The sequence below is a fragment of the Providencia sp. PROV032 genome, assembly GCF_028484875.1.
Lineage (GTDB): Bacteria > Pseudomonadota > Gammaproteobacteria > Enterobacterales > Enterobacteriaceae > Providencia > Providencia rettgeri_E.
Genome location: NZ_JAMPSX010000003.1, coordinates 49653 through 70903, shown reverse-complemented (window position 1 = coordinate 70903; position 21251 = coordinate 49653). Strand labels below are relative to the sequence as shown.

At 41.2% G+C, this 21251-nt stretch carries 17 protein-coding genes; 5 read left to right on the top strand and 12 right to left on the bottom strand.

Annotated elements, in window-relative coordinates:
- The 9 genes from PSF42_RS01750 to ttrS all read right to left on the bottom strand — a co-directional run bounded on the left by PSF42_RS01750 (window position 1) and on the right by ttrS (window position 11478).
- On the bottom strand, window positions 1-570 hold the full coding sequence (locus PSF42_RS01750) for a tetratricopeptide repeat protein (RefSeq protein WP_125890762.1): 570 nt from the start codon (window positions 568-570) through the stop codon (window positions 1-3).
- Window positions 571-1119: 549 nt separating this feature from the next.
- Window positions 1120-1527: an acyl-CoA thioesterase gene (locus PSF42_RS01745; protein WP_004255881.1), complete on the bottom strand. Its 408-nt coding sequence runs from the start codon at window positions 1525-1527 to the stop codon at window positions 1120-1122.
- A gap of 484 nt (window positions 1528-2011) precedes the next feature.
- Window positions 2012-3430 carry an NAD(P)/FAD-dependent oxidoreductase gene (locus tag PSF42_RS01740; RefSeq protein ID WP_125890763.1) on the bottom strand — a complete coding sequence of 473 codons (1419 nt, stop codon included), beginning with the start codon at window positions 3428-3430 and terminating at the stop codon, window positions 2012-2014.
- A 271-nt stretch (window positions 3431-3701) separates the two neighbouring features.
- Window positions 3702-4490 (bottom strand): PhzF family phenazine biosynthesis protein, encoded by a 789-nt coding sequence (locus PSF42_RS01735; RefSeq protein ID WP_248468129.1) that lies wholly within the window; start codon window positions 4488-4490, stop codon window positions 3702-3704.
- Between the two features lie 155 nt (window positions 4491-4645).
- Entirely contained in the window at window positions 4646-6175 is a 1530-nt protein-coding gene (locus PSF42_RS01730; protein ID WP_213914106.1) for a peptide MFS transporter, read from the bottom strand.
- A 383-nt stretch (window positions 6176-6558) separates the two neighbouring features.
- Window positions 6559-7785, bottom strand: coding sequence for a multidrug efflux MFS transporter MdtG (gene mdtG / locus PSF42_RS01725; RefSeq protein WP_272679348.1), 1227 nt, complete (start codon window positions 7783-7785; stop codon window positions 6559-6561).
- Window positions 7786-7995: 210 nt separating this feature from the next.
- Window positions 7996-8940 carry a Kdo(2)-lipid IV(A) acyltransferase gene (locus tag PSF42_RS01720; protein WP_125890767.1) on the bottom strand — a complete coding sequence of 315 codons (945 nt, stop codon included), beginning with the start codon at window positions 8938-8940 and terminating at the stop codon, window positions 7996-7998.
- Between the two features lie 57 nt (window positions 8941-8997).
- On the bottom strand, window positions 8998-9594 hold the full coding sequence (ttrR, locus tag PSF42_RS01715; protein WP_272679347.1) for a tetrathionate respiration response regulator TtrR: 597 nt from the start codon (window positions 9592-9594) through the stop codon (window positions 8998-9000).
- Window positions 9595-9720: 126 nt separating this feature from the next.
- Window positions 9721-11478: a tetrathionate respiration histidine kinase TtrS gene (ttrS, locus tag PSF42_RS01710; RefSeq protein WP_272679346.1), complete on the bottom strand. Its 1758-nt coding sequence runs from the start codon at window positions 11476-11478 to the stop codon at window positions 9721-9723.
- A gap of 254 nt (window positions 11479-11732) precedes the next feature.
- Between ttrS and ttrB the strand changes: the two genes are divergently transcribed.
- Genes ttrB through ttrA form a run of 3 tightly spaced genes read left to right on the top strand, consistent with a single transcriptional unit; the run spans window position 11733 to window position 16565 of the window.
- On the top strand, window positions 11733-12470 hold the full coding sequence (gene ttrB / locus PSF42_RS01705) for a tetrathionate reductase subunit TtrB (RefSeq protein WP_036957869.1): 738 nt from the start codon (window positions 11733-11735) through the stop codon (window positions 12468-12470).
- Entirely contained in the window at window positions 12452-13498 is a 1047-nt protein-coding gene (gene ttrC, locus PSF42_RS01700) for a tetrathionate reductase subunit TtrC (RefSeq protein ID WP_125890770.1), read from the top strand. The genes ttrB and ttrC overlap by 19 nt, the downstream gene beginning before the upstream one ends.
- Window positions 13491-16565, top strand: a complete 3075-nt coding sequence (ttrA, locus tag PSF42_RS01695; RefSeq protein WP_272679345.1) for a tetrathionate reductase subunit TtrA — start codon at window positions 13491-13493, stop codon at window positions 16563-16565. Before ttrC ends, ttrA begins: the two co-directional genes overlap by 8 nt.
- Window positions 16566-16751: 186 nt before the next feature.
- Here ttrA and PSF42_RS01690 read toward each other — a convergent pair whose 3' ends face one another.
- Both PSF42_RS01690 and PSF42_RS01685 read right to left on the bottom strand, forming a co-directional pair.
- Entirely contained in the window at window positions 16752-17759 is a 1008-nt protein-coding gene (locus tag PSF42_RS01690; RefSeq protein WP_272679344.1) for a nickel/cobalt transporter, read from the bottom strand.
- The gene (locus tag PSF42_RS01685; protein WP_272679343.1) at window positions 17750-18385 is read right to left on the bottom strand and encodes a DUF1007 family protein; all 636 of its coding nucleotides are present in this window, start codon (window positions 18383-18385) and stop codon (window positions 17750-17752) included. Before PSF42_RS01685 ends, PSF42_RS01690 begins: the two co-directional genes overlap by 10 nt.
- A 260-nt stretch (window positions 18386-18645) precedes the next feature.
- On the opposite strand from PSF42_RS01685, the gene trhO reads away from it, so the two are divergent.
- Both trhO and PSF42_RS01675 read left to right on the top strand, forming a co-directional pair.
- The gene (trhO, locus tag PSF42_RS01680) at window positions 18646-19692 is read left to right on the top strand and encodes an oxygen-dependent tRNA uridine(34) hydroxylase TrhO (protein ID WP_213914102.1); all 1047 of its coding nucleotides are present in this window, start codon (window positions 18646-18648) and stop codon (window positions 19690-19692) included.
- A 325-nt stretch (window positions 19693-20017) separates the two neighbouring features.
- Window positions 20018-20476 (top strand): Hsp20 family protein, encoded by a 459-nt coding sequence (locus PSF42_RS01675; protein WP_125890774.1) that lies wholly within the window; start codon window positions 20018-20020, stop codon window positions 20474-20476.
- Window positions 20477-20619: 143 nt separating this feature from the next.
- Here PSF42_RS01675 and PSF42_RS01670 read toward each other — a convergent pair whose 3' ends face one another.
- Window positions 20620-21213 (bottom strand): LuxR C-terminal-related transcriptional regulator, encoded by a 594-nt coding sequence (locus tag PSF42_RS01670; RefSeq protein ID WP_125890775.1) that lies wholly within the window; start codon window positions 21211-21213, stop codon window positions 20620-20622.
- Window positions 21214-21251 lie beyond the last annotated feature (38 nt).

Here is a 21251-nt window from a genome sequence, read left to right as displayed (position 1 = left end):
TTATTTTTTTACGCAAGCTTCTTTTAAGCCAGCTTTGCAGGCTTGAGCTAAATATTCGGCCGCGGATTTCTCATTTATTTCAACGCCTTCACCACTTTCTAGCATCTTACCGACTTGGTATTGTGCTGGTGGGAATTTTTTATCGGCTGATTTTTTGAACCATTCAAACGCAATAATATAATTTTGTTTTACACCAATACCTTGATAGTAAAATTGCCCCATATAGTTTTGGGCTTCAACATTGCCTTTATTCGCTGATTTTTCGAATAAGTCCATGGCCGTTTCAAGGTTGGCTTCAACACCATTACCATTTAAATACATATCACCTAAAAACAACTGAGCATCAGAGTTGCCCTTATTCGACGCCATTGTTAGCCATTTTTTTGCTTTACCATAGTCCTGTTTAAGCTCATTTCCAAGGTAATAGCCAATCCCTAACATGACTTGTGCTTTTATGTCCCCTTTTTGTGCCTCTTGCTCGATACGTTTGATAGCTTCTTTGGGAACTGCAGCGACACTTAGGTTAATTGAAAAGGCACATAAAATAATAAATGAGAGAATTCTAAGCATGATTTGATATCTTATATTAGCGTTATTTATTTCTGTTATTAATACGATGTCTCAATGAGATTTATTGTCAACAAAGTAAAGCATATTATATAAAGAAAATTCACATCAAAATGCGTAATATAAAACAAGCGATATACTATGTGTCTTTACGCATTTTTAGGGTAATTAGTAACTACCCATACTCTACGATTTTAATTGAAAAATATCAATATATAATAAAAAATACAATATATTTGAGTATGAAGTTTAATGTCTTTTAGTAATGTTATGTATCTGTTGTTACAAGATATTAATAAAAAATGATTGAAAGTAGTATGAGCAGACAAAAGTATAAGTGGATGAAATATTAATTGATAAGTTGCATTTTAGACGATTATTTTTAAAAGTATTTAATATTAATAAATTATCGACATAAAACACATCTAAGGTGAAGAAAGTAAATAAAATAAGGCGTGACACATATTCTATTAGATAGGTGTGAATTGGAACTTACCGAATACACACCTTAACAAGATGATAAAAAACGACCTGTTGATGGTTTAAAAAAGCTTATGACTCGAATAATGGCGTCGGTTTACCGTTATCATCAATGGCGACAAAATTAAATTGGCCATGTATCACTTCTTCACGACCATCAGAATACATATCCTCTAAAAAAATGGATACATTAACCGTTAAACTGGTTCTTCCGACTCGAATGACTTTACCTACCAACTCAACAATCGTGCCTGAAGGGATTGGATGGGTGAAATTAATTTTTTCAGTTGATACGGTCACTAAACGCTTACGGCTAAAACGCGTTGCGGTAATAAATGAAACCTCATCCATCCAAGCTAGGGCTGTACCACCGAACAGGGTACTATGATGGTTAGTTGTCGTTGGAAATACGACTTTAGAGACGCGAGAAATGGATTGCTCTATTTTTTGTGCGATGACATCGTCAGCGATGGAACTCATGGTCTACCTTACAAGTGTTACTTAGTATGTTAGTAATTGTTAAAAGCAATAATGTTAGATGCTAAGTGTAATACTCCTTTCAAATTAATTCAGCAATAAATGTGACGTGAATCGTTCCAGTTGGAAAAGTTTTTTAGATATCCGTATTTAGTCAAGTGGAGGGAGATTACAGCTTGAGAATTAGACTATGAATCTTTTATTTCCCAGCAATAGCAATAAAAGCAGAGTTAGTTATCTAAATATTCGGCACTTATGCGAATTGTTTTTGCATTGTTACCAGCAATCATGTCCTTTAATTGCTTTACGGTATAACTTTTTCAGTGGAAATCGTAGTACTTAATAGTGAAATAGCAATTGCCAATAGTCATTTACTCATAACTACTTAATTTGATTTAAGTTTCGAATGATGAGAAATAAAGCCACTATAAGTAATAAAAAACCCTTCAATATGAAGGGTTTTTGTGGGTAAATATTTCAAGCCAATTTAGCTGAATCTGTACAGGCTAAATGGTTTAACATTCAATGATGGCTCTTTACCCAGTAACAAGTCAGCGGTAAGTTCAGAAGAAACTGGGCTTTCAGTCATTCCCCAACCTGTCGCGGTATTAATGACAAGACCCGGATATTCATTAACTTGAGAAATAATTGGATGCTCATCTGGTGCGATGGCCATTGCACCACTCCATTGGTCAATGAGTTTAGAATCCTTAAATGCAGGGAATTCAGTTTTTAGTTTCTCAAATGATGCATTCAACTCAGGTAAATCAGGCAGTGCCGTCATATTTCGGTGTTTTTCGAATGGTGAAATTTCGTCCAATTTCCAGCTGGTTGGTTCAGTAAATGAATTAATTAACTGCTCATTTAATGAAATATGCACAGGGAAATCAGGCATAGACAGCAATGGAATGTATTTATAACCATAAACGAAGGAATCTTTAACAACAGGGGCAACAATTACACGTGGAGATGTTGCGTAGGTGCCGTCAGCTTGTTCACGGAAGAAAATATTGCCAGGTAAGGCAACGTTACCCCCCGGTGCAGTCGGTGACCCGGTGATCAGTTGTTGAGATTGATAAGCGGGTAGTGTTGGGACATCAACACCTAAGTTTTGCATAAACAGCCTTGACCATACGCCACCAGCGACAACAACACGCGAAGTCTTAATAGCCCCTTTCTCGGTGACGACATCAGAAATGACACCTGCTTGGGTTTCTAAGCCTCTAGCTGCACAGTTAGTATAAATTTTTATACCTAATTTTTTCGCGTAATCAGCCATAACAAAGGTTGCAATTTCAGCATCTAAGCTACCAGAGTCTTCTTCAAAACCAGCGATAGTCCATTTAGATTGTGCACCATTCAAACGTTGATTGAGCTCAGCACCTTCGATAATACGTGTTTTGAACGGAATATCTGAACCGACGTTTTTACTGCGAGTATCAATCCACTCTCTAACATTGACAAGATCTTCTTCATCGAATGGCACTTCAACGCGGCCTTGAGTACGATAGCTGGTATCTGCACCAACTTTCGCGTTCATCTCTCTCCAACGCTGTTTCCCTAAGTGGTGTAGTAAGAAAGTTTCATCTGGCATTTTATACGTGATAACTTGGCCGTAGAAGCGGGATGATTGTTCGCCTGCGATATTACCTTTTTCAACAATAACAACATCTAAACCGCGTCCAACTAGTTCAATTGCGGTCATGATCCCCAAAATTCCAGCACCAATAACAACGACGTCAGCTTGTTGCGGTAGAGAACCTTCAGTTCCTTCCACAAAACCATGTCGCGGTTTGCCAGGCACGAAACGGCCTTCACGCGTTAACATTGGAGTTAAAATTCCGGCCCCTGCGGCAACGGCAACAACACCACCACCAATCAAAAATTTTCTTCTAGTAATAGCCATCTTATTAAGTTCCTTATATCGAATGAGTTTCTAACAATTGACCAAAGCTTCAATTAGAAATATTTATAATTGTAATTATATCTTTAATAATAATTATAATTGTAAACCAAATTGCTTTGAAATTAAAATATTTAATGAAATGTTAAATATTTTTTTTGGGGATATAAAATAGGCGCCACTATTTTCAAGAAAAATAATAGCGCTAGTAGTATTTAGATAGAGGAGGAGGCAGAGAAAAAAATGATTTTTTATACTAATTTGATTTGTAAGGTTAAATGTGGATTTCACCTGTTAGAAATAAGACGGCTTTACCTGTTAACTTTATTCGTTCAGCGGTCAGATCACATTGAACTACCCCTCCGCGTGATGAAATTTGTTGGCCAACTAACTGCAATTTATTCAGCCGGTCTGCCCAAATTGGTGCAATAGCACAATGTGAGGTACCTGTTACAGGGTCTTCATCTACCCCTTTTGCAGGAGCAAAATAGCGAGAAACAAAGTCACAATCGCCATTAGCACTTTCTGCTGTAATTGCTAATCCAGGCAGAGAAAGCTGCGAAAGTTTTAACATGTCCGGCTGACAGTCTTGAACGTGCTGTGCACTTTCAAGAAAACACAGGTAACGGTCTTTCGCTATCCAAAGCTCTTTGATTTTAACGCCAAGGATGTCGGCGAGTTGTGGGTACTGGTTTGGGTCGCTTTGTACGGATCCTAATATTGGGAAATCTAGAGTAAATCCTGGGCCATTTTGCGTCACAACTAGCTCACCAGATAGAGAGTTAAATATTAAAGGATGAATATCTTGTTGGCGCACATGATTTAACACAAAGGCTGCGGCAAGTGTTGCATGACCACACAGTTTTACTTCAACTTTAGGGGTGAACCATCGGATATGACGACCGACTAAAAATGCGGTTTCTGATAAATTCACTTCTGCGGCAATGGCAATGAGCTGTTCATCTGGTAGCCAGTTATCGAGTAATACAACCGCTGCAGGATTACCGCGAAAAAGGGTATCAGTGAAGGCATCAACATAGTAAATAGGGGCGGATAGGCTCATTGAATGATTTCCTAAAGTTATTATGGGACGGTGAGAGAGCAGTATAGCGCCTATTCTATGAAATATAATAAGCAAATTATTAGGGGGATAATGATGCAGGGGAGGTCCGGTAGCGAGTGAACTGCTACCGGATAGAGGTCAATTAATGACCGTTATTAAGCACTTGCTTCATTTTTATCTGCATTTTTAAGCATTTTTCTAACAGGGATAATCAACGCTGCCAATACAATAGCGCAGATAACCAGCGCAATAGAGACGTGAGAGAAAAGCTCAGGCATGGAATCTAATTGGTCTTTACGGATGTTCCCACCCATGATGCCCGCTGCAAGGTTACCCAATGCGCTCGCACAGAACCATAAGCCCATCACTTGGCCGCGCATTTTTTGTGGCGCAAGTAAGGTCATTGTTGCTAACCCGATAGGGCTTAAGCACAGCTCCCCTAATGTCAGTAGCAAAATACTGCCCACTAGCCAAAACGGAGATACGCCACTTTGCGTTGCCAATACTTGATTTGCGGCAACCATCATGATGGCAAAGCCACCCGCAGCAAATAAAATACCGATGACGAACTTGGTCATACTGCTCGGGTTCATATTACGTTTAGCCAGCGAAGGCCAGAACCAGCTAAATACTGGCGCTAACAATATAATGAACAGCGCATTGATTGATTGGAACCAAATGGTTGGGATTTCAAAACTACCCATTTGACGGTCAGTATAGTCACGAGCAAAGATATTAAATGAAGTGGGCTTTTGCTCAAAGGCTGACCAGAAAAAGGCGGCTGCAACCAGTAAAATTAAGCAAGCTAGTAATCGAGAACGTTCACTGCTGGTTAAGCCACCAAGGAAGAACATAAATAAGAAATAGATGCCCACACAGGTCGAGATAACATAAGCAGAGCTTTTCGCGATTATTGAGGCATTAAATGGGATCGTACCATTATCAATCAAGACAACCAGTATGGCTAATAACACCATGGCAAAGGTCACCCATTTCCCCACGTTTTTACGCTCAACTGTTGGACGGTTCCAAGTGGAATCAAGGCCAACTTCTTTATCATAGCGACGCATTTGAGGAATGGCGTAAAAACGGAAGATTAACAGCGCAATTAACATGCCTAAGCCACCAAGGCCAAAACCTAAATGCCAACCATACTTTTCATGAAGTGGACCAATAATTAACGGGGCAATAAATGACCCCATGTTAATTCCCATATAGAACAGAGAGAAACCGCCATCACGACGTGTATCTTCTTTCTTATACAGGGTTCCTACCATCACGGTAATACAGGTTTTAAATAGCCCTGTACCCAATACGATGAGTAATAATCCAACGAAAAAGAAAGTATTTGATAAAAACGCAGACATTGCGATAGACAAATGCCCAAAAGCAATGATTAATGAGCCATACCAAACAGCGCGACGTTGGCCTAACCAGTTATCGGCTAACCAACCGCCGGGTAATGAGGTGATATAAACCCCGCCCGCAAAAATACCAACAATAGCGGAAGCTTGCTCAATAGGTAATTCCATCCCGCCTTGTAATAATGCCGCACTCATAAATAGGATAAGTAACGGCCTAACTCCGTAAAAAGAGAAACGTTCCCACATTTCTGTGAGGAAAAGTGAACTCAATGGGTATGGATGCCCAAAAAAAGTTTTTGTTTTAGTCGCAGAATTATTCATCTGTGAACTCCCATAAATACTCTCTTGAGAGGTTGTGCATGATATAAAACACCAAGCCGTGCGCTCGAGTGTCAATTGTTATTGATATGTTAACATGAATATATGAAACATATTTTTAACATACATTATTATAGAATCACCCATATACAGAATGAATTTATTGTAAAAGGTGTATTTTTAAGGTGAAAAGTCGATATCACTCTCATTTCTCACGATAAGCTAGGGGAAGATACAGGATTTTAGTTGACAATAAAAGAAAGAGTTTTGAATCGATTAAGTTGTTTTAAATCAATTAATTATGGTTGTTATATTTGGATTTTAGACAAGGTGAGACAATAAAGCCTATAAACCATCAGGTTTTTGTGTAAAAAATAGCAAGACGTTTATTGGTCGGTAGGGGTGGCTCGCAATCCATCAGATTGACGCCGGATGACTAGCCACGAATAGATTAAGTTGAAGAGAACTAATGCTGCAGTGAAAAAGAATACGGCCCTAAAGCCATAAGTTGCGGCGACAAAAGAACCCATTAATGGTCCTGTCACGTTTCCAACGTCTCGTAATGCTTGGTTATAGCTGAAAATACGTCCGGTTACTTGGTGGGAAATATTATAGATAATTAACGTTTGCACTGCCGGTAATAAGGCCGCATTTAGGGCTCCAAGCATAAACCGGAGAAAGCCTAACTCCCAATAGCTACTGACTAGCCCCATTGGAAATAACACAAAAATAGACGCGCCGAGAACGGCAAGTAACACTTTTTCAGGGCCTATTCGGTCACTGAGTTTACCTAACATGGGCGCACTGATTAAAGCTGCCACACCAGGAATGGAGGCTATCACACCACTGACAAATGCTAAGTTTTCGAGGGAAACGGATAAGTCACGTACATAAAGCGTGATGACAGGGTTGATTGAGCCCATTGCAGCTTGAATAATCATGGTGGTAAAAAAGAGGCTGATGACTAAATTTTTATTACGTAAAGAGGCAAAAACTTGTTTGCTCGTTAATGCATCTTTGCGCGAAACCGGTGTAAAGCGTTCTCTGACATAAAAAAGTGTGACAAAAAAGCAGATAAACAGTACTGTTGCGGTAATAAAAAAGACGGGGCGTAAGCCATATTGGTCAGCAAGAAAACCGCCAATGAGTGGGCCAATAAGAGCGCCACTGACCGCACCAGTTGCAAGAACCCCCATAGCCCAACCACTTTTTTTCACGGGAACTTGAGTGGCAATCAGCGCGTTAGCATTAGGAACAAAACCGCCCAATAAACCTAATATGGCTCTTAAGGCTAATAATTGCCAAATATTCTGCGCAAAGCCAATTAACACCATGACAATCGCCATACCTAGCGCGGATCGCAATAGCATTAATTTTCGACCCTTGCGATCGGATAATCGTCCCCAAAAAGGAGCGGCAATAGCAGAAAATAAGAAAGTGATACTAAAAACGGCGCCAGTCCATAAATTCAGAGAAGCATGGTCTTTGACGCCAAGTTCTTCAATATAGAGAGGGAGAAAAGGCATGATCAGGCTAAAGGCGGCGCCTGTTAAAAAACAGCCAAACCACACGACGTATAGGTTACGTTTCCAATACTCTGTTTTTCCCGTCATAATTTTCCCGTTATATTCAGTTCTACAGCAGTGTTGGCTTCATTCAGCTCTCCAAGTCCCATGTTTATGTATGCTTCTCGGGATATCTTCATTTTGCCGCCTAGCTGTAGACCAGATTATTTAGGGAAAACAGTATGAAAAACAGCAAGAAAAGCATCATAAAAAAACAGTTGAAAAATCACGCCATAATTTATCTGATTACGTTAATAATTAATGATGGATTTTGTCTAAATCCCCGTATAGCGAAGGCTCGCCGTCAGGACGTGTTTTAAAACGACGATGTAGCCACATATATTGTTCTGGTGCTCTGAGGATCTCTTTTTCGATAATTTGGTTCATCATGGTTGCGGTAGCTACATTATCTTCAATTGGGAAATCATCAATGGCAGGTTGAATGATTAATTCATAACCTTTACCGTTAGGCAAGCGCCTTGGGGTAAAGGGCACCACTAAAGGAGAAGCAAGACGCAAAATAATTTGTGAACCATTGGTCGTGGCCGCATTTTCTACAGCAAATAACGGTGCAAATGTACTATTGCGAGGGCCGTAGTCATGATCTGGGGCATACCACAAAATTTCCCCATTTTTTAAGTCGCGCACCATGCCTTTCATATCTTTGCGATCCAACATATATTTGTTGGAGCGTAACCGCCCACGGGTTTGTAGCCAATCAAGCAGGTCATTATCATTGGCGCGATATACACCGATCCCCGGGTTTAACATGCCAAAGGCACGCGCACCAATTTCCAAGGTCAAAAAGTGAACGCCGAGGGCAATAATGCCTCTACCTGTTTGTCGGGCAGCAGCCGCATTTTCTTCCCCAATGACGTTGACCCAACGACGAACGCGCCAATCAGGCCAAAACCAAGCCATGCCCGTTTCAAATAAGCCCATCCCAACAGATTCAAAGTTTTTGTCGACACAGCGTTGCCGCTCTTGCTCGCTCATGTCTGGAAAACATAATTGCAAATTGCGCTCTGCGACTTTCACTCGCTTTTTCAAAAAGCGCTTGGAAAATAACCCTAAACGCGTTCCCATCCAATAAATGACAGGATAAGGCAATAATACAAGAAGATATAATACGCCAATACCTAGCCAAGTTAGCCAGTAACGAGGGTGGAGAAACCGTTTTTGAAATTTTGGAGCTAGTATCATTGTTATCCGAATATATTAGTCATAAATTAATAAAAGGCATGCTTAAACTATATCAAATTATTCGTTTAAAGCGTTAATTGCCTGCATGGTGCTCATTAACTCAGCTAAGTTACGAACTGCCATTTTTTCCATGACTCGGGACCGATGAACTTCAACAGTACGCACAGAAACACAGGCCGCCTCAGCAATTTCACGGTTAATTAAGCCTTGCAACACATAACCACAGATATCTTTTTCTCGAGGAGTGAGTGTTTCGTAGCGCTGCTGAAGTAAATACCTTTCAGTGGCTTTGGTGGTTTGTGATTGAGCTTGTTTTAATGTTTTGGCAAGCAGATGGCTATCTATAGGTTTTTGTAGAAAATCGACAGCACCGAGTTTCACTTGTTCCACCGCCATTGGGATATCGCCATGGCCAGACAAAAATATCACGGCTAATGTGCTTTGCTGCTCTCTAAGGTATTGGTGAACTTGCCGGCCATCTAACTTTGGCATTCGCATATCCAATAACACCACCCCCTCTTGGTGTAGTGCTGCATTTTGGATAAATATTTCACTATCATTCCAAACAGTGACGCTATAGCCCAATGTTTCAAGTAAGAATTGGCAGGCATCCGTTACATCGGGGTCATCATCCACGAGATGGATCACTGGCATACATATACCTCGTCGTGTAGAGGGTGACAAAATAGGGTGCTTTATATGATGAGCATTGATTATCGTAATGAAGCCATTGTCACATATAGTTAATATGAATGTTATCAATTACGTGGCAAAACATGCTTAATCCACGATTTTATTGTGATAATTGAAAATAAGAGTCACCATTAAGCCACGCAACCCATCATCACTCAGGTTGTTTTCGATACGAATATCCCCACCTTGGCTTTGGATCAAACGCTGGCAGATCACCAAACCCAACCCTAAACCTTCTTTTTTAGTCGTAGCAAATGGCGTGATACCTTGCTCTAATTGCTCGGAAGGCATTCCTCCCGCATTATCCTGCAGAACAAGTAAAAAATGCTGCTGTGAAAAATGAAACTCAAAACGCAGTAGGGTTGCGCCTGCCTGTAAACTGTTACTGATTAAATTGGAGAGCAATTGCTCAAGTAATGTGTCTGGCAACATCAGGGTGATGTCAGGGGTTTCAGGTAAAATTAACCTCGAATTGGGGTAGTGCTGGTCTGCGCGCAATAATTGCCAAATATGGTTAATAGCCTGTTTAACTGATTGTGGGCTTAATGCGACTGCGGGGTCATGGCCCGGTTTACCCGCCCAGAGACGTAAGTTACGAATGATGTCGGCCCCACGTTGAGCTTGGTCGTCGATTTTAGTTAATGCGCTAATTAATGGATGGCTTTCAGACTCTTTAGTCAGGCGTAGAATACACCCTTGGGCATAATGGCGGATTGCAGACAGCGGTTGGTTCAATTCATGGGCAAATCCAGAAGCCATTTCCCCCAAAATATTTAACCGCTGCGCCTTTTGTAAATTAGCTTCTTGCTCTCGTAAGCGGTCATGTGCTTCTTCTAATTGGCGGCTGCGGCGCCTGACCAAAAAGGCAATCCAAACATGGTTAATACCCAGTAAAACGAAAAATAAGGCGACAAGGCTGATAGTGATTTGGTTTTGAATCGTCCAACTGACGATATCCTGCCAAATCTGGCGCTGTTGTGGATGTTGGTTAACGTCTCTGAGCAAGGTTTCGACTTGAGTCACCGATGCTGGAGCTCCCCAACGCATAGCAGCGTTATCTGTTGATAATAATGTTTTGGTCACTTTGTCGACCAAATTGTCTGGAACTTCGCTTAAGGCGGCAAAAGACCAATTTGGATACAGTTCTGTGCTAGTTAAACAAGAGAGAGAGCTTGGATGTTGAATTAATGGGAGAAATTGTGTTTTATCAATCAACCCTTCGCTATGCATGTTTTCTAATAAACAGACAGGAACTATAGCAGCGGATAATGAATCATCACGCAGAGCGTATAATAATGCATCTGCAGGGAAGCCTAAAAATTGCATTTTAAAGTCTTTGGCTGCGTCGTATCCCATATCCCTTAACACTTTGTAACCTAACAAATAGCCACCAAAAGCATCAGGTGAAATTGCTCCGACTTTTTTGCCTATTAGGTTTTTAACGTCTGAAATATCACTATCTTTACGAACTAATATTAAGCTGCCAATAACATTACGCGTTGTGCTGTTGGGCTCCACGTCTGAGCGAAGGGAGAGCAACCAACGTAAATGATAGCGGTTATCTAACTGAATAAATTGGGCAGGGTTCGTCAGCAAAAAATCAATCTTACGATTGGAAATCGCCTCTTTCATCTCATCTAAATTGAGGGGCTGTAATGTAAAACGCTCCCCAGGAATTGATTCATTGAGTGTATCAATCAAAGGCTGCCAATGAGATTGAGTAGAGCTTGGGCCGCGTAAGGCTAATACCCCAATAGTCCACTGGGCCGAAATTGCCGGCAAAGACCACGTCAGTAGCATGATTAACAGTATGTGATACAACGGCCTAGACGATTTTTTTAACATATTTGAGTTATTCGTTGCGTTAGATCAATTTAGCTACGGGTATGTGGTAAACCACAATAGGGCAGTGGCTCCACTCTTCTTACAATGGCACTACAAGTTCTATCAAGGTAACCCAACTGGTTTAAAGAGAAATAACAATTTCAATGGTTATCTTAACGAGACTGTACCCATTGTCAATAACGCATGTAATACAAATAACATATTGATTAATAACTTTTATTTTCGCATTAGCAATGTCAATACTGGAGCCAATTATGGATCTGAGTAAACGAAAATTTCTACAACAAATTGGAGCCGTAACTGCAGGGGCATCATTAATTCCCATTGCAGAAGCAGGGCTCAATTTTTCCCCAACACGCCGAGAAGGCAACCCAGAAAAACGTTATGGAATGTTGATTGATTTGCGCCGCTGTATCGGTTGTCAGTCATGCACAGTAAGCTGCTCGGTTGAAAACCAAACGCCACAAGGTCAATTTAGAACGACAGTGAATCAATATCAAGTCGCAGTGAAAGGCGAAGAAGGGTTCACTAATGTGTTGTTACCCCGTTTATGTAACCACTGTGATAACCCGCCTTGTGTTCCGGTGTGTCCAGTTCAAGCGACTTTCCAGCGGGAAGACGGCATTGTTGTCGTTGATAACGAACGCTGTGTTGGCTGTGCTTATTGTGTGCAAGCCTGTCCATACGATGCGCGTTTTATCAACCACTCTACCCAAACTGCGGATAAATGCACATTCTGCGCTCACCGCTTAGAAGTGGGCTTATTGCCAGCTTGTGTTGAATCCTGTGTGGGTGGCGCACGTATTATTGGGGATTTAAAAGATCCTAACAGTACAATTCGTAAAATGCTGACGGAGCACGAGGCTGAAATCAAAGTACTCAAACCGGAAAGTGGCACCTTACCACAAGTTTTCTATATTGGTTTAGATGATGCATTCGTTCAGCCGCTGCAAGGCAAAGGGCAGCCCGCATTATGGCAGGAGGTGTTCTGATGAATGGCCAAGTGACTTATATTTCAGAAATTATGGCTCAGCCACAAGAGTTCTTCTGGCTTCCTTGGGCGGTACAATATTTCTTCTTCATTGGAATTGCGTCTTGTGCGGTACTGTACGCTTGCTATCTTCATTGGAGAAACAAACCTGAAAACAGCCGCTTAGAGATGATTGCTGTATTTATTGCTATCACGATGGGTATCACTGCACCGTTAGCATTAACCGCAGATTTACATCAAACCGCAAGGGTATGGCATTTCTACGCACATCCAACAATATGGTCTTGGATGTGGTGGGGTTCTGTGTTGCTACCATTATTCACCACATTTATTGGTTTATATTTTGTTGCATTAGTGGTGAAACTGATTTGGAAAAAAGAATTCAAAGCAACGCGTTGGGTTGCCTTGCTAGCCGCACTTTCAGCCATCGGCCTATTGTTATATACCGGCCGTGAAGCTTCAGTGTTAAATGCACGTCCAATTTGGTATAGCTGGTGGATCCCAGTATTGATGTTCCTGAGTGCTCTGCAAGTCTTACCTGCTTTGATTAGTCTAGGTGCACGCCGTGAACCTCAATATCAAAACCGCTTAGCTCGCTTCCAAGTGGTGACATTATTGCTATTCGCTGTGTGTTTTGCGCTATGGCTCTCAGGTGATACCACCTCAGGTATTGCTGTACGCCAACAGTTAGATACTGCAAGCCCTGGGTGGTGGATGCTGATGGGCGTTTGTGCATTGTGGGTAATCACTTTTGCGATGTCCGTCAGTAATTTAAAAGTGACTCGCTCCATCCCATATATCACTGTTTTAGCCTTAGTTTCAATGGCTTTTGCTTGGACGTTACGTTGGATTTTCTTGATGGAAGTTCAGGCGGTTCCAAAATATAACATTATCGCCAACCCATACCATTTCCCATTGGGAACTGACGGACTACTAGCTATCGTCGGTACATTCGGTTTATGGATTGCGTTAACAATTATTGTTCGTGAAGGTGTTCGCTGGTTTGCGAGGAGAGTGCAACATGGCTAAATTCTCAAGACGTCAATGGCTTAAAGGTGGTTTGGTTGTCGGTGGTATCGCATTATTTGGTGCAAGCTACCGTGATGTTGCCAAACGTGCAGTCGATGGTCTGGTTAATGGTACGTCAGGTAAAGTCACTCTTGATCGCATCAATGGTAACTCGTTACGCCCTGAAGGACAGGCACTGAAAGGTTGGCAAGAAAACCCAGAACAAGTGGTTGCGATGACCCAGTGTTTTGGTTGTTGGACTCAGTGTGGTATTCGTGCTCGCGTCGATACAGCAAAAAATGAAGTGTTGCGTATCGCGGGGAACCCTTATCACCCACTTTCTCATGAAGAGCATTTTCCTTATGGTATGCCGCTGAAAACCGCATTTAATAAAATGAGCGGGGAGTCAGGCCTTGAGCACCGCTCTACTGCCTGTGCTCGCGGTGCGACGTTAATGGAAGGCTTAACAAGCCCATTGCGTATTCTTGAGCCGATGAAACGTGTGGGTAAACGTGGAGAAGGCAAATGGGAGCGCATCAGCTTTGAACAATTAATTAAAGAAGTGGTTGAAGGGGGCGATTTATTTGGCGAGGGGCATGTGGATGGCTTACGGGCAATTCGTGACTTAGAAACGCCTTTAGACCCGTCTCAACCTAAATTGGGGCCAAAAGCTAACCAATTATTAGTGACCAACGCAGGTGATGACGGCCGTGATGGTTTTATCCGCCGCTTTGCCCAAAATGCCTTTGGCAGTAAAAACTTCGGTGCCCACGGTTCTTATTGTGGACTGGCTTACCGTGCGGGTTCCGGTGCATTAATGGATGATTTAGACAAAAATGCCCACGTTAAACCCGATTGGGATAATGTTCGTTTCGCGCTATTCCTCGGCACATCGCCTGCGCAATCAGGTAACCCATTTAAGCGCCAAGGCCGACAGTTAGCGACAGCGCGTTTACGCGATTCATTTAATTATGTGGTGGTTTCACCTGCATTACCATTAACAACGACTTTAGCGAATGACCACGGTCACTGGGTCCCTGTACAACCGGGCACTGATGCCGCGCTAGTGATGGGGATGATCCGTTGGATCATCGAAAACGAACGTTACAATGCAAAATACCTCAGCGTGCCAAGTGAAAAATCCATGGAAGCAGCGGGGGAGAAAAGCTGGACTAACTCAACCCATTTAGTGATTACGGATGATAACCATCCATTAGCTGGCAAATTGTTAATTTCTTCTTATATGACAGGGGAAGGTGACAATGAGAAAGCCTATTTAGTGCAAGATGCTGCGGGTGAGTTAAAACTGGCGGATGAAGCCCCTACAGCTGAGCTGTTTGTGACACGCCAAGTGACCTTGCACGATGGCAGTGAAGTGACCGTAAAATCCAGCTTCCAGTGTTTAAAAGAAGCGGCAAACCGTATGACGTTGGAAGAGTACAGCCAGCGTTGCCATGTTCCAGTAAAAACTATTGAATCACTCGGTAAAGCATTAACTTCTTACGATAGAAAAGCTGCGGTTATCTCCCATGGCGGTATGATGGGCGGTAATGGTTTCTACACCGCATGGTCAGTTATCATGCTTAACGCCTTGATTGGTAACTTAAACTTAAAAGGCGGTGTCTCTGTTGGTGGCGGTAAATTCAACGGGGAAAACGATGGGCCACGTTATAAAATTGCCAGCTATAAAGGTAAAGTGAAACCTAAAGGTGTGGTGTTATCGCGCAGTAATGAAGTGTATGAAAAGTCCGATGAATTCAAAGCGCGCCAAGCAGCAGGAGAAAACCCATATCCAGCAAAAGCGCCTTGGTACCCGTTTGCTAAAGGTCAACTGACCGAGCAACTAGCATCTGCCTTGATGGGATACCCCTACGCACTGAAAGCGTGGATCACCAATATGACTAACCCTGTATACGGTATTGCTGGTATTCGTCAGGTGATGGAAGAAAAACTGAAAGACCCAAAACATTTACCGTTGATTATTGGTATTGATGCCTTTATGAATGAAACCACGGCATTAGCCGATTATATTGTGCCAGATACCCATAACTTCGAGAGTTGGGGGTTCAGCGCACCTTGGTCTGGTGTGCAGGTTAAAGCCAGTACGGCACGTTGGCCAATTGTGGAGTCACGTACAGCGAAAACTGCGGATGGCCAGCCAGTTTCGATGGAAAGTTTCTGTATCGCTGTAGCGAAAGAACTTAATTTACCCGGCTTTGGCGATAACGTGATTGAGGACATGGATGGCAACATGCATTCACTCAATACAGCGGAAGACTATTACTTAAGAGTGGCTGCCAATATGGCATGGTTAGGGGAAAAACCAGTCCCTGAAGCCGCAACAGAAGATATCCAAATCAGTGGCGTGGAGCGCATTTTACCGGCTATTACGCGGACTTTAAAACCGGAAGAAGTGCGTCGTGTTGCCTATATTTTCACACGCGGTGGCCGTTTTGCACCTTATGAAAAAGCATGGGATGGCGATGCAACAGGCCCTCAGTGGAAAAAAGGCCTACAAATATGGAACCCAACGGTGGCCGTTAATCGCCATGCCATAACCGGTGAACGTTATAGCGGTTGCCCGACGTATTACCCGCCTCGTATGGCGAATGGGGATGATGTGAATGCGGTATTCCCAGAAAAAGAGTGGCCGCTGAAACTGATGTCATTTAAATCCCACGTCATGAGCAGCTCAACGACTGTTATTGAACGTTTACGCCATGTGAAACCGACCAATCTAGTTGCTATCCACCCTGATGATGCAGCGAGAATGGGGGTAAAACATGGAGATTGGATCCGCATCACCACACCGGGTGGCCATGCTGAAGCCCAAGTGAGCGTGCTTGATGGCGTAATGCCGGGTGTGCTAGCAATTGAGCATGGCTATGGGCACACAGAGATGGGGGCGAAGCAGCATTACCTTGATGGCCAGCCAATGCCAATGAATGCGGCAAATGGCTCAGGAATTAACTTAAACGACCTTGGGTTCGCTGACCCGACACGTGAAGTTGCAAACACGTGGTTAGATTGGGTTTCGGGGGCATCGGTACGCCAAGGCTTACCAGCTCGTATTGAGTTAATTGGTTAAATGAAGTAGTAAGGATGGTGAGTGATGAGGACCTGCATAGCTTCATCATTAGCCATCTGGTAGTTGGCAATAAAATTGGACGTTGTAATAAGTAGTAAGCAGTTGACATTGCGCATAAAACGGTGTGTTACTGCACCGTGACTTCGGCAAATGCCTGGGAGGGGGAGCCCTCCCTTTTTTAATGGTTTACCGCAACAGTGGGGAAACCGATTGTTCTAAGCCAATACTTTGTAGCATCAGAATCCCCATCAAAACGAATAAAATACCCGCCAAAATTTTTAGTGTGATTGCCCAATAAGGGGAAAGTGACTTTCCTTTTAAGCGTGATACGCGAACCGCATTATCACGCATTAAATGAACAAAAAGAGCAATTAAACAAATAGTTAATGCTGTCCCCATTGCCATCGCTAAGGCTGCGATAACTCCCCATGCATATACTTCAATGACATAAGAAAACAGCAAGACAAGAATTGCTCCAGAGCAAGGACGGATCCCCATCGATAGGATAATCAATAACTTGCTTTTAAAACTAGATTGTAATTGATGGGATTGGATAACGTGCTGATGACCACAGTTACAGTTGTGCGAGACATTATGGGGCTGAGTTTTAATTATTGCCTTACTTGCTGAATTCAATGGCTGAATGCTTTTTATTGTGAGTGATGCCAAATGATTTGATTTGCGTATTAGCCAGACACGACGTATAGCGGAGATGCATAAATAGCTACCCAGCAAAATGACAAATAGATAACTGGTTTGCTCTGCATATAAACTGGCTTGGTTGAGATGCTTAGTAGAGAGTTGGAATAGGATCAGGACTAAGGAAACTAAAGTGATCGCAACAAGTCCTTGTAAGAGCGAAGCTAATAAACTAATGATAACACTCTGTTTTAAATGAGTCGCTTGGGTGGCAATATAAGTAGTGATAATTAATTTGCCATGTCCCGGGCCAAGTGCATGTAAAAAACCATACGCAAAACTAGCAACCACCAGTAACCCGCCTGCATACCATGGGCGAGAGGTGGTTTCTTGTAATAGGTAAGATAGCCCTTGGTTTAACTGTTTTTGCCAAGCTAGGCTAAGTTGTAACCATGATCCCCAGTGGGTGTATAGCTGCCAAGCGGCATAGGTAATAAGCCCCATAAACAGCGCAGTAATTATTAGTCTTTGCGTACGTAAAGGCATTATGGACATTGAATATCAACCCGTTGTGCAAACTGTTTGCCAAGTGCCAAATCTTCTTCTGGGCTATCACTTTTGTCTAAAGAGAAAGCGTAGGTGCGCATTGAGTCGGTGACATTTGCTTCTTGTAGTTCCATCTGGCAATTTGCGGCAATATCCAAAGGCAGGTGAATTTGCTGTTTATTTGGGTAAGTCATGCTGACGTAGAACGTTGGGTCGTAAGTTTGAATTTCTACATGGGAACCTGCAATAGGCAAGGGCTGCATAAAGGAAGCGCTAAAGAAAAAAACTAAAGAAAAGCCTTCTTTTTCTAAATGATAGCTATCAGGAATACGTTTAAAGCTGACTTTCTTTCCTTGATAATAAAAGTCAGTGAAATAATCCTGCATCAACACATTCGCCATAATAATAGCTTCTTGCTGTTTCCAACGCGGGTCATCCGGTTTGATGCCTTTTAATTCATATGCGATATCCGCTGATGTCATTGGGTCCATTTTCCAAACATAGCTAATCCCTGAATATTTATCTTGTTTACTTTCAAGGGAAATTTGCATCTCAATAAAACTATGAGGGTGTGCCGCTGCGTGTGGAGCAACGATAAACAGAAATAAAAAATAAAAAGGAAAAAATCGCATCATTCAGTCAGCTAAATTGTTTTATCAAAAAAATGTTATAACATAACGAAGTGCAAACTAAAAAGAAAAATATCCGCTAATGATTGAAAATGGTATCTAAACGATTGGTTAATATTTCCATCACAATAACCCTGCAAATAAAGGGTTTTTTATTAACAAAATAACAGCGATAATATTTAATAATGGCCAAGTGTGGACACTTCGTGGACACCATCCGATTTTTGCTTTAGAAATTAACTCGTTACAAAGGAAAAGAGAACACCATGCCAGTGTTACACAACCAAGTTTCAAATAAAATTTTAAAAGAGCGTATGTTGGCTGAAACGGAGCCCCGTACCACAATCTCTTTTTATAAGTATTTTAATATTCAAGACCCAAACGCATTTCGTAATCAATGGTATCAACAATTTAAAGCATTAAGCGTTTTTGGACGTGTTTATATTGCGAAAGAGGGTATTAACGCGCAAATCAGTGTGCCTGAATCTAATGTGGACGCATTGCGCGAACTAATCTATGCAACAGATCCCGCATTAGAAAACCTACGTTTAAATATTGCCATTGATGATGACGGTAAATCGTTCTGGGTGCTGCGCATGAAGGTCCGTGAACGTGTGGTGGCTGACGGTATTGATGACGAAACATTTAACCCTGCAAATACGGGGCAATATCTAAAAGCTCATGAAGTGAATGAGATGATTGATGACCCAAATACTGTTTTCGTTGATATGCGAAATCATTATGAGTATGAAGTCGGACGTTTTGATAATGCCATTGAAATACCGTCAGATACGTTTAGAGAGCAACTGCCAATGGCGGTTGAAATGCTGCAAGAACAAAAAGACAAAAACGTTGTAATGTATTGTACTGGTGGGATCCGTTGTGAAAAAGCCAGTGCCTATATGCTGCATAACGGCTTCAAAAATGTCTATCATGTCGAAGGTGGGATTATTGAATACGCACGTAAGGCGAAAGAACAAGGCCTACCTTTACGGTTCAAAGGGAAAAACTTTGTTTTTGACAACCGCATGGGGGAGCGCATTACAGAGGACACATTAGCACAATGTCACCAATGTGGGGCACCTTGTGATGCACATACAAATTGCCGTAACGATGGTTGCCATTTGCTGTTTATCCAATGTCCTAATTGCGCAGAAAAGTATGAAGGTTGCTGCAGTCTATCTTGTACAGAAGAAATGAAACTTCCAGAGCAAGAACAACGCGCACGTCGTGCAGGCCGCGAAGTCAGCAATAAAATCTTTAATAAATCACGGCACCGCTTATCTGATGGGTTATTAAATAAAGATAACTAATTATTAATATTCCCGATAATGAGACAACTCTGCAATTAAGGGCGGGGTAGATCAAGATAATGAATTGAAATAAACAGTTATTTTATTCGATGTCATCATGTTACTTATACCCCCATGTATTTCGTATGAAATTCATGGGTTTTTTTTATGGTTTACAACAAATTACGCACTTTTGTAAAGAATTGTAAAACAGGGCTTGAAATACGAATTATCGACACTATATAAGAATTGCACCAAGAGAAAGCATTATCCCATACTAGGTTTATAATTAATGGTGCAGAGTCGTATATGTTTAGCTTGATATTAAAATACTGAAGGAGAAATTATGTCTAACATTAGATCTTTTTCATTATTCCCAACATTATCCGATAGCCTACTTTCTAACAGATTTGACCAAATGGATCGCTTGTTTAGCCAACTAACAGGTAACAGGCCGTTAACTTCAGAACATCCATACAATTTAAAACAAATAAATGAAACAAGCTATCAATTAACTGTAAGTGTTCCAGGTTATAAGGAAGAGGATTTAAATGTATCCTTAAAAGGTGGGAAATTGTATATTCAAGGTGAGCAATCAGCGGAATTAGTTGATGATTCTGAGAAATGGATCCATCAAGGAATAACGCAAAATAAGTTTTCACTTGAATTTAACCTTGGTAAAAATGTGAAGATTAAAAGCGCTGGATTAACTAGTGGATTACTAACTCTGGATATTGAATACGAAATCCCAGAAGAAGAGAAGCCTCAAGTAATAGCTATTGAAAATAAAGATATAAAATCATAGTGTTATAAATTGAAACCATCAGCGATTGAAGCTAGTTCATAAAGTTGAATGCCGTTACTGAACGGTTAGTAAGGCCTGATTTCGCTTTTAAAGCGGAGTCAGGCCTTTTAACGTTTGTTTAGTCGATTTAAATTAGATTGTTTTTAATATAAATATTTAAATACATTATATATAAAAAATAACTCAATTCTATTTTTGACGAAAACTTTAGAAGCAATATGCCTTTTTTGTGAATAAACAGTACTGTTACTGATCCCTAACTTTCGAGAAATAATATGATTAGGGGTCTCATTCATCCAGTTATTAATAATTTTTTGTTCTTTAATTGTAAAAATGGATGATTCTATATTATTAGCAAGCTTTGTGATTTTTTCGATTTGCTCATGGTCTCGGATAACTTTATCAAGTGTTTGTATAATAATGCTTTTTGATAGGATGAAATAATTATCCTTTAATAGTAATGGGTTGTTTGTTTGTGGGTAAGGGGCATTTATATAAATATAAAACCGTGTGTTATTCGCATTGTTTAATAACTTCTGTAGGACAGGGCAGTAATTAGAGTAATTACAATAGTATGTTAGATTTACCAATATAATACTTGGTAATTGTGTATTTATAAAACCTATGGCTTCCTTTATACATCCTGTGCTAATAAATTCGAGCTTTTTATTTTTGGATAAATATTCTGTAATGCCAAGACGTGTATAATAACATTCATCAATAACTAATATTCGCATTGGAACATCCTTGTTCGAGAAGATATCTTACAATAAAT

Coding starts and splice junctions, on each gene's coding strand:
- PSF42_RS01750 (WP_125890762.1), bottom strand. CDS start 570: ATGCTTAGAATTCTCTCATTTATTATTTTATGTGCCTTTTCAATTAAC.
- PSF42_RS01745 (WP_004255881.1), bottom strand. CDS start 1,527: ATGAGTTCCATCGCTGACGATGTCATCGCACAAAAAATAGAGCAATCC.
- PSF42_RS01740 (WP_125890763.1), bottom strand. CDS start 3,430: ATGGCTATTACTAGAAGAAAATTTTTGATTGGTGGTGGTGTTGTTGCC.
- PSF42_RS01735 (WP_248468129.1), bottom strand. CDS start 4,490: ATGAGCCTATCCGCCCCTATTTACTATGTTGATGCCTTCACTGATACC.
- PSF42_RS01730 (WP_213914106.1), bottom strand. CDS start 6,175: ATGAATAATTCTGCGACTAAAACAAAAACTTTTTTTGGGCATCCATAC.
- mdtG (WP_272679348.1), bottom strand. CDS start 7,785: ATGACGGGAAAAACAGAGTATTGGAAACGTAACCTATACGTCGTGTGG.
- PSF42_RS01720 (WP_125890767.1), bottom strand. CDS start 8,940: ATGATACTAGCTCCAAAATTTCAAAAACGGTTTCTCCACCCTCGTTAC.
- ttrR (WP_272679347.1), bottom strand. CDS start 9,594: ATGCCAGTGATCCATCTCGTGGATGATGACCCCGATGTAACGGATGCC.
- ttrS (WP_272679346.1), bottom strand. CDS start 11,478: ATGTTAAAAAAATCGTCTAGGCCGTTGTATCACATACTGTTAATCATG.
- ttrB (WP_036957869.1), top strand. CDS start 11,733: ATGGATCTGAGTAAACGAAAATTTCTACAACAAATTGGAGCCGTAACT.
- ttrC (WP_125890770.1), top strand. CDS start 12,452: ATGGCAGGAGGTGTTCTGATGAATGGCCAAGTGACTTATATTTCAGAA.
- ttrA (WP_272679345.1), top strand. CDS start 13,491: ATGGCTAAATTCTCAAGACGTCAATGGCTTAAAGGTGGTTTGGTTGTC.
- PSF42_RS01690 (WP_272679344.1), bottom strand. CDS start 17,759: ATGTCCATAATGCCTTTACGTACGCAAAGACTAATAATTACTGCGCTG.
- PSF42_RS01685 (WP_272679343.1), bottom strand. CDS start 18,385: ATGATGCGATTTTTTCCTTTTTATTTTTTATTTCTGTTTATCGTTGCT.
- trhO (WP_213914102.1), top strand. CDS start 18,646: ATGCCAGTGTTACACAACCAAGTTTCAAATAAAATTTTAAAAGAGCGT.
- PSF42_RS01675 (WP_125890774.1), top strand. CDS start 20,018: ATGTCTAACATTAGATCTTTTTCATTATTCCCAACATTATCCGATAGC.
- PSF42_RS01670 (WP_125890775.1), bottom strand. CDS start 21,213: ATGCGAATATTAGTTATTGATGAATGTTATTATACACGTCTTGGCATT.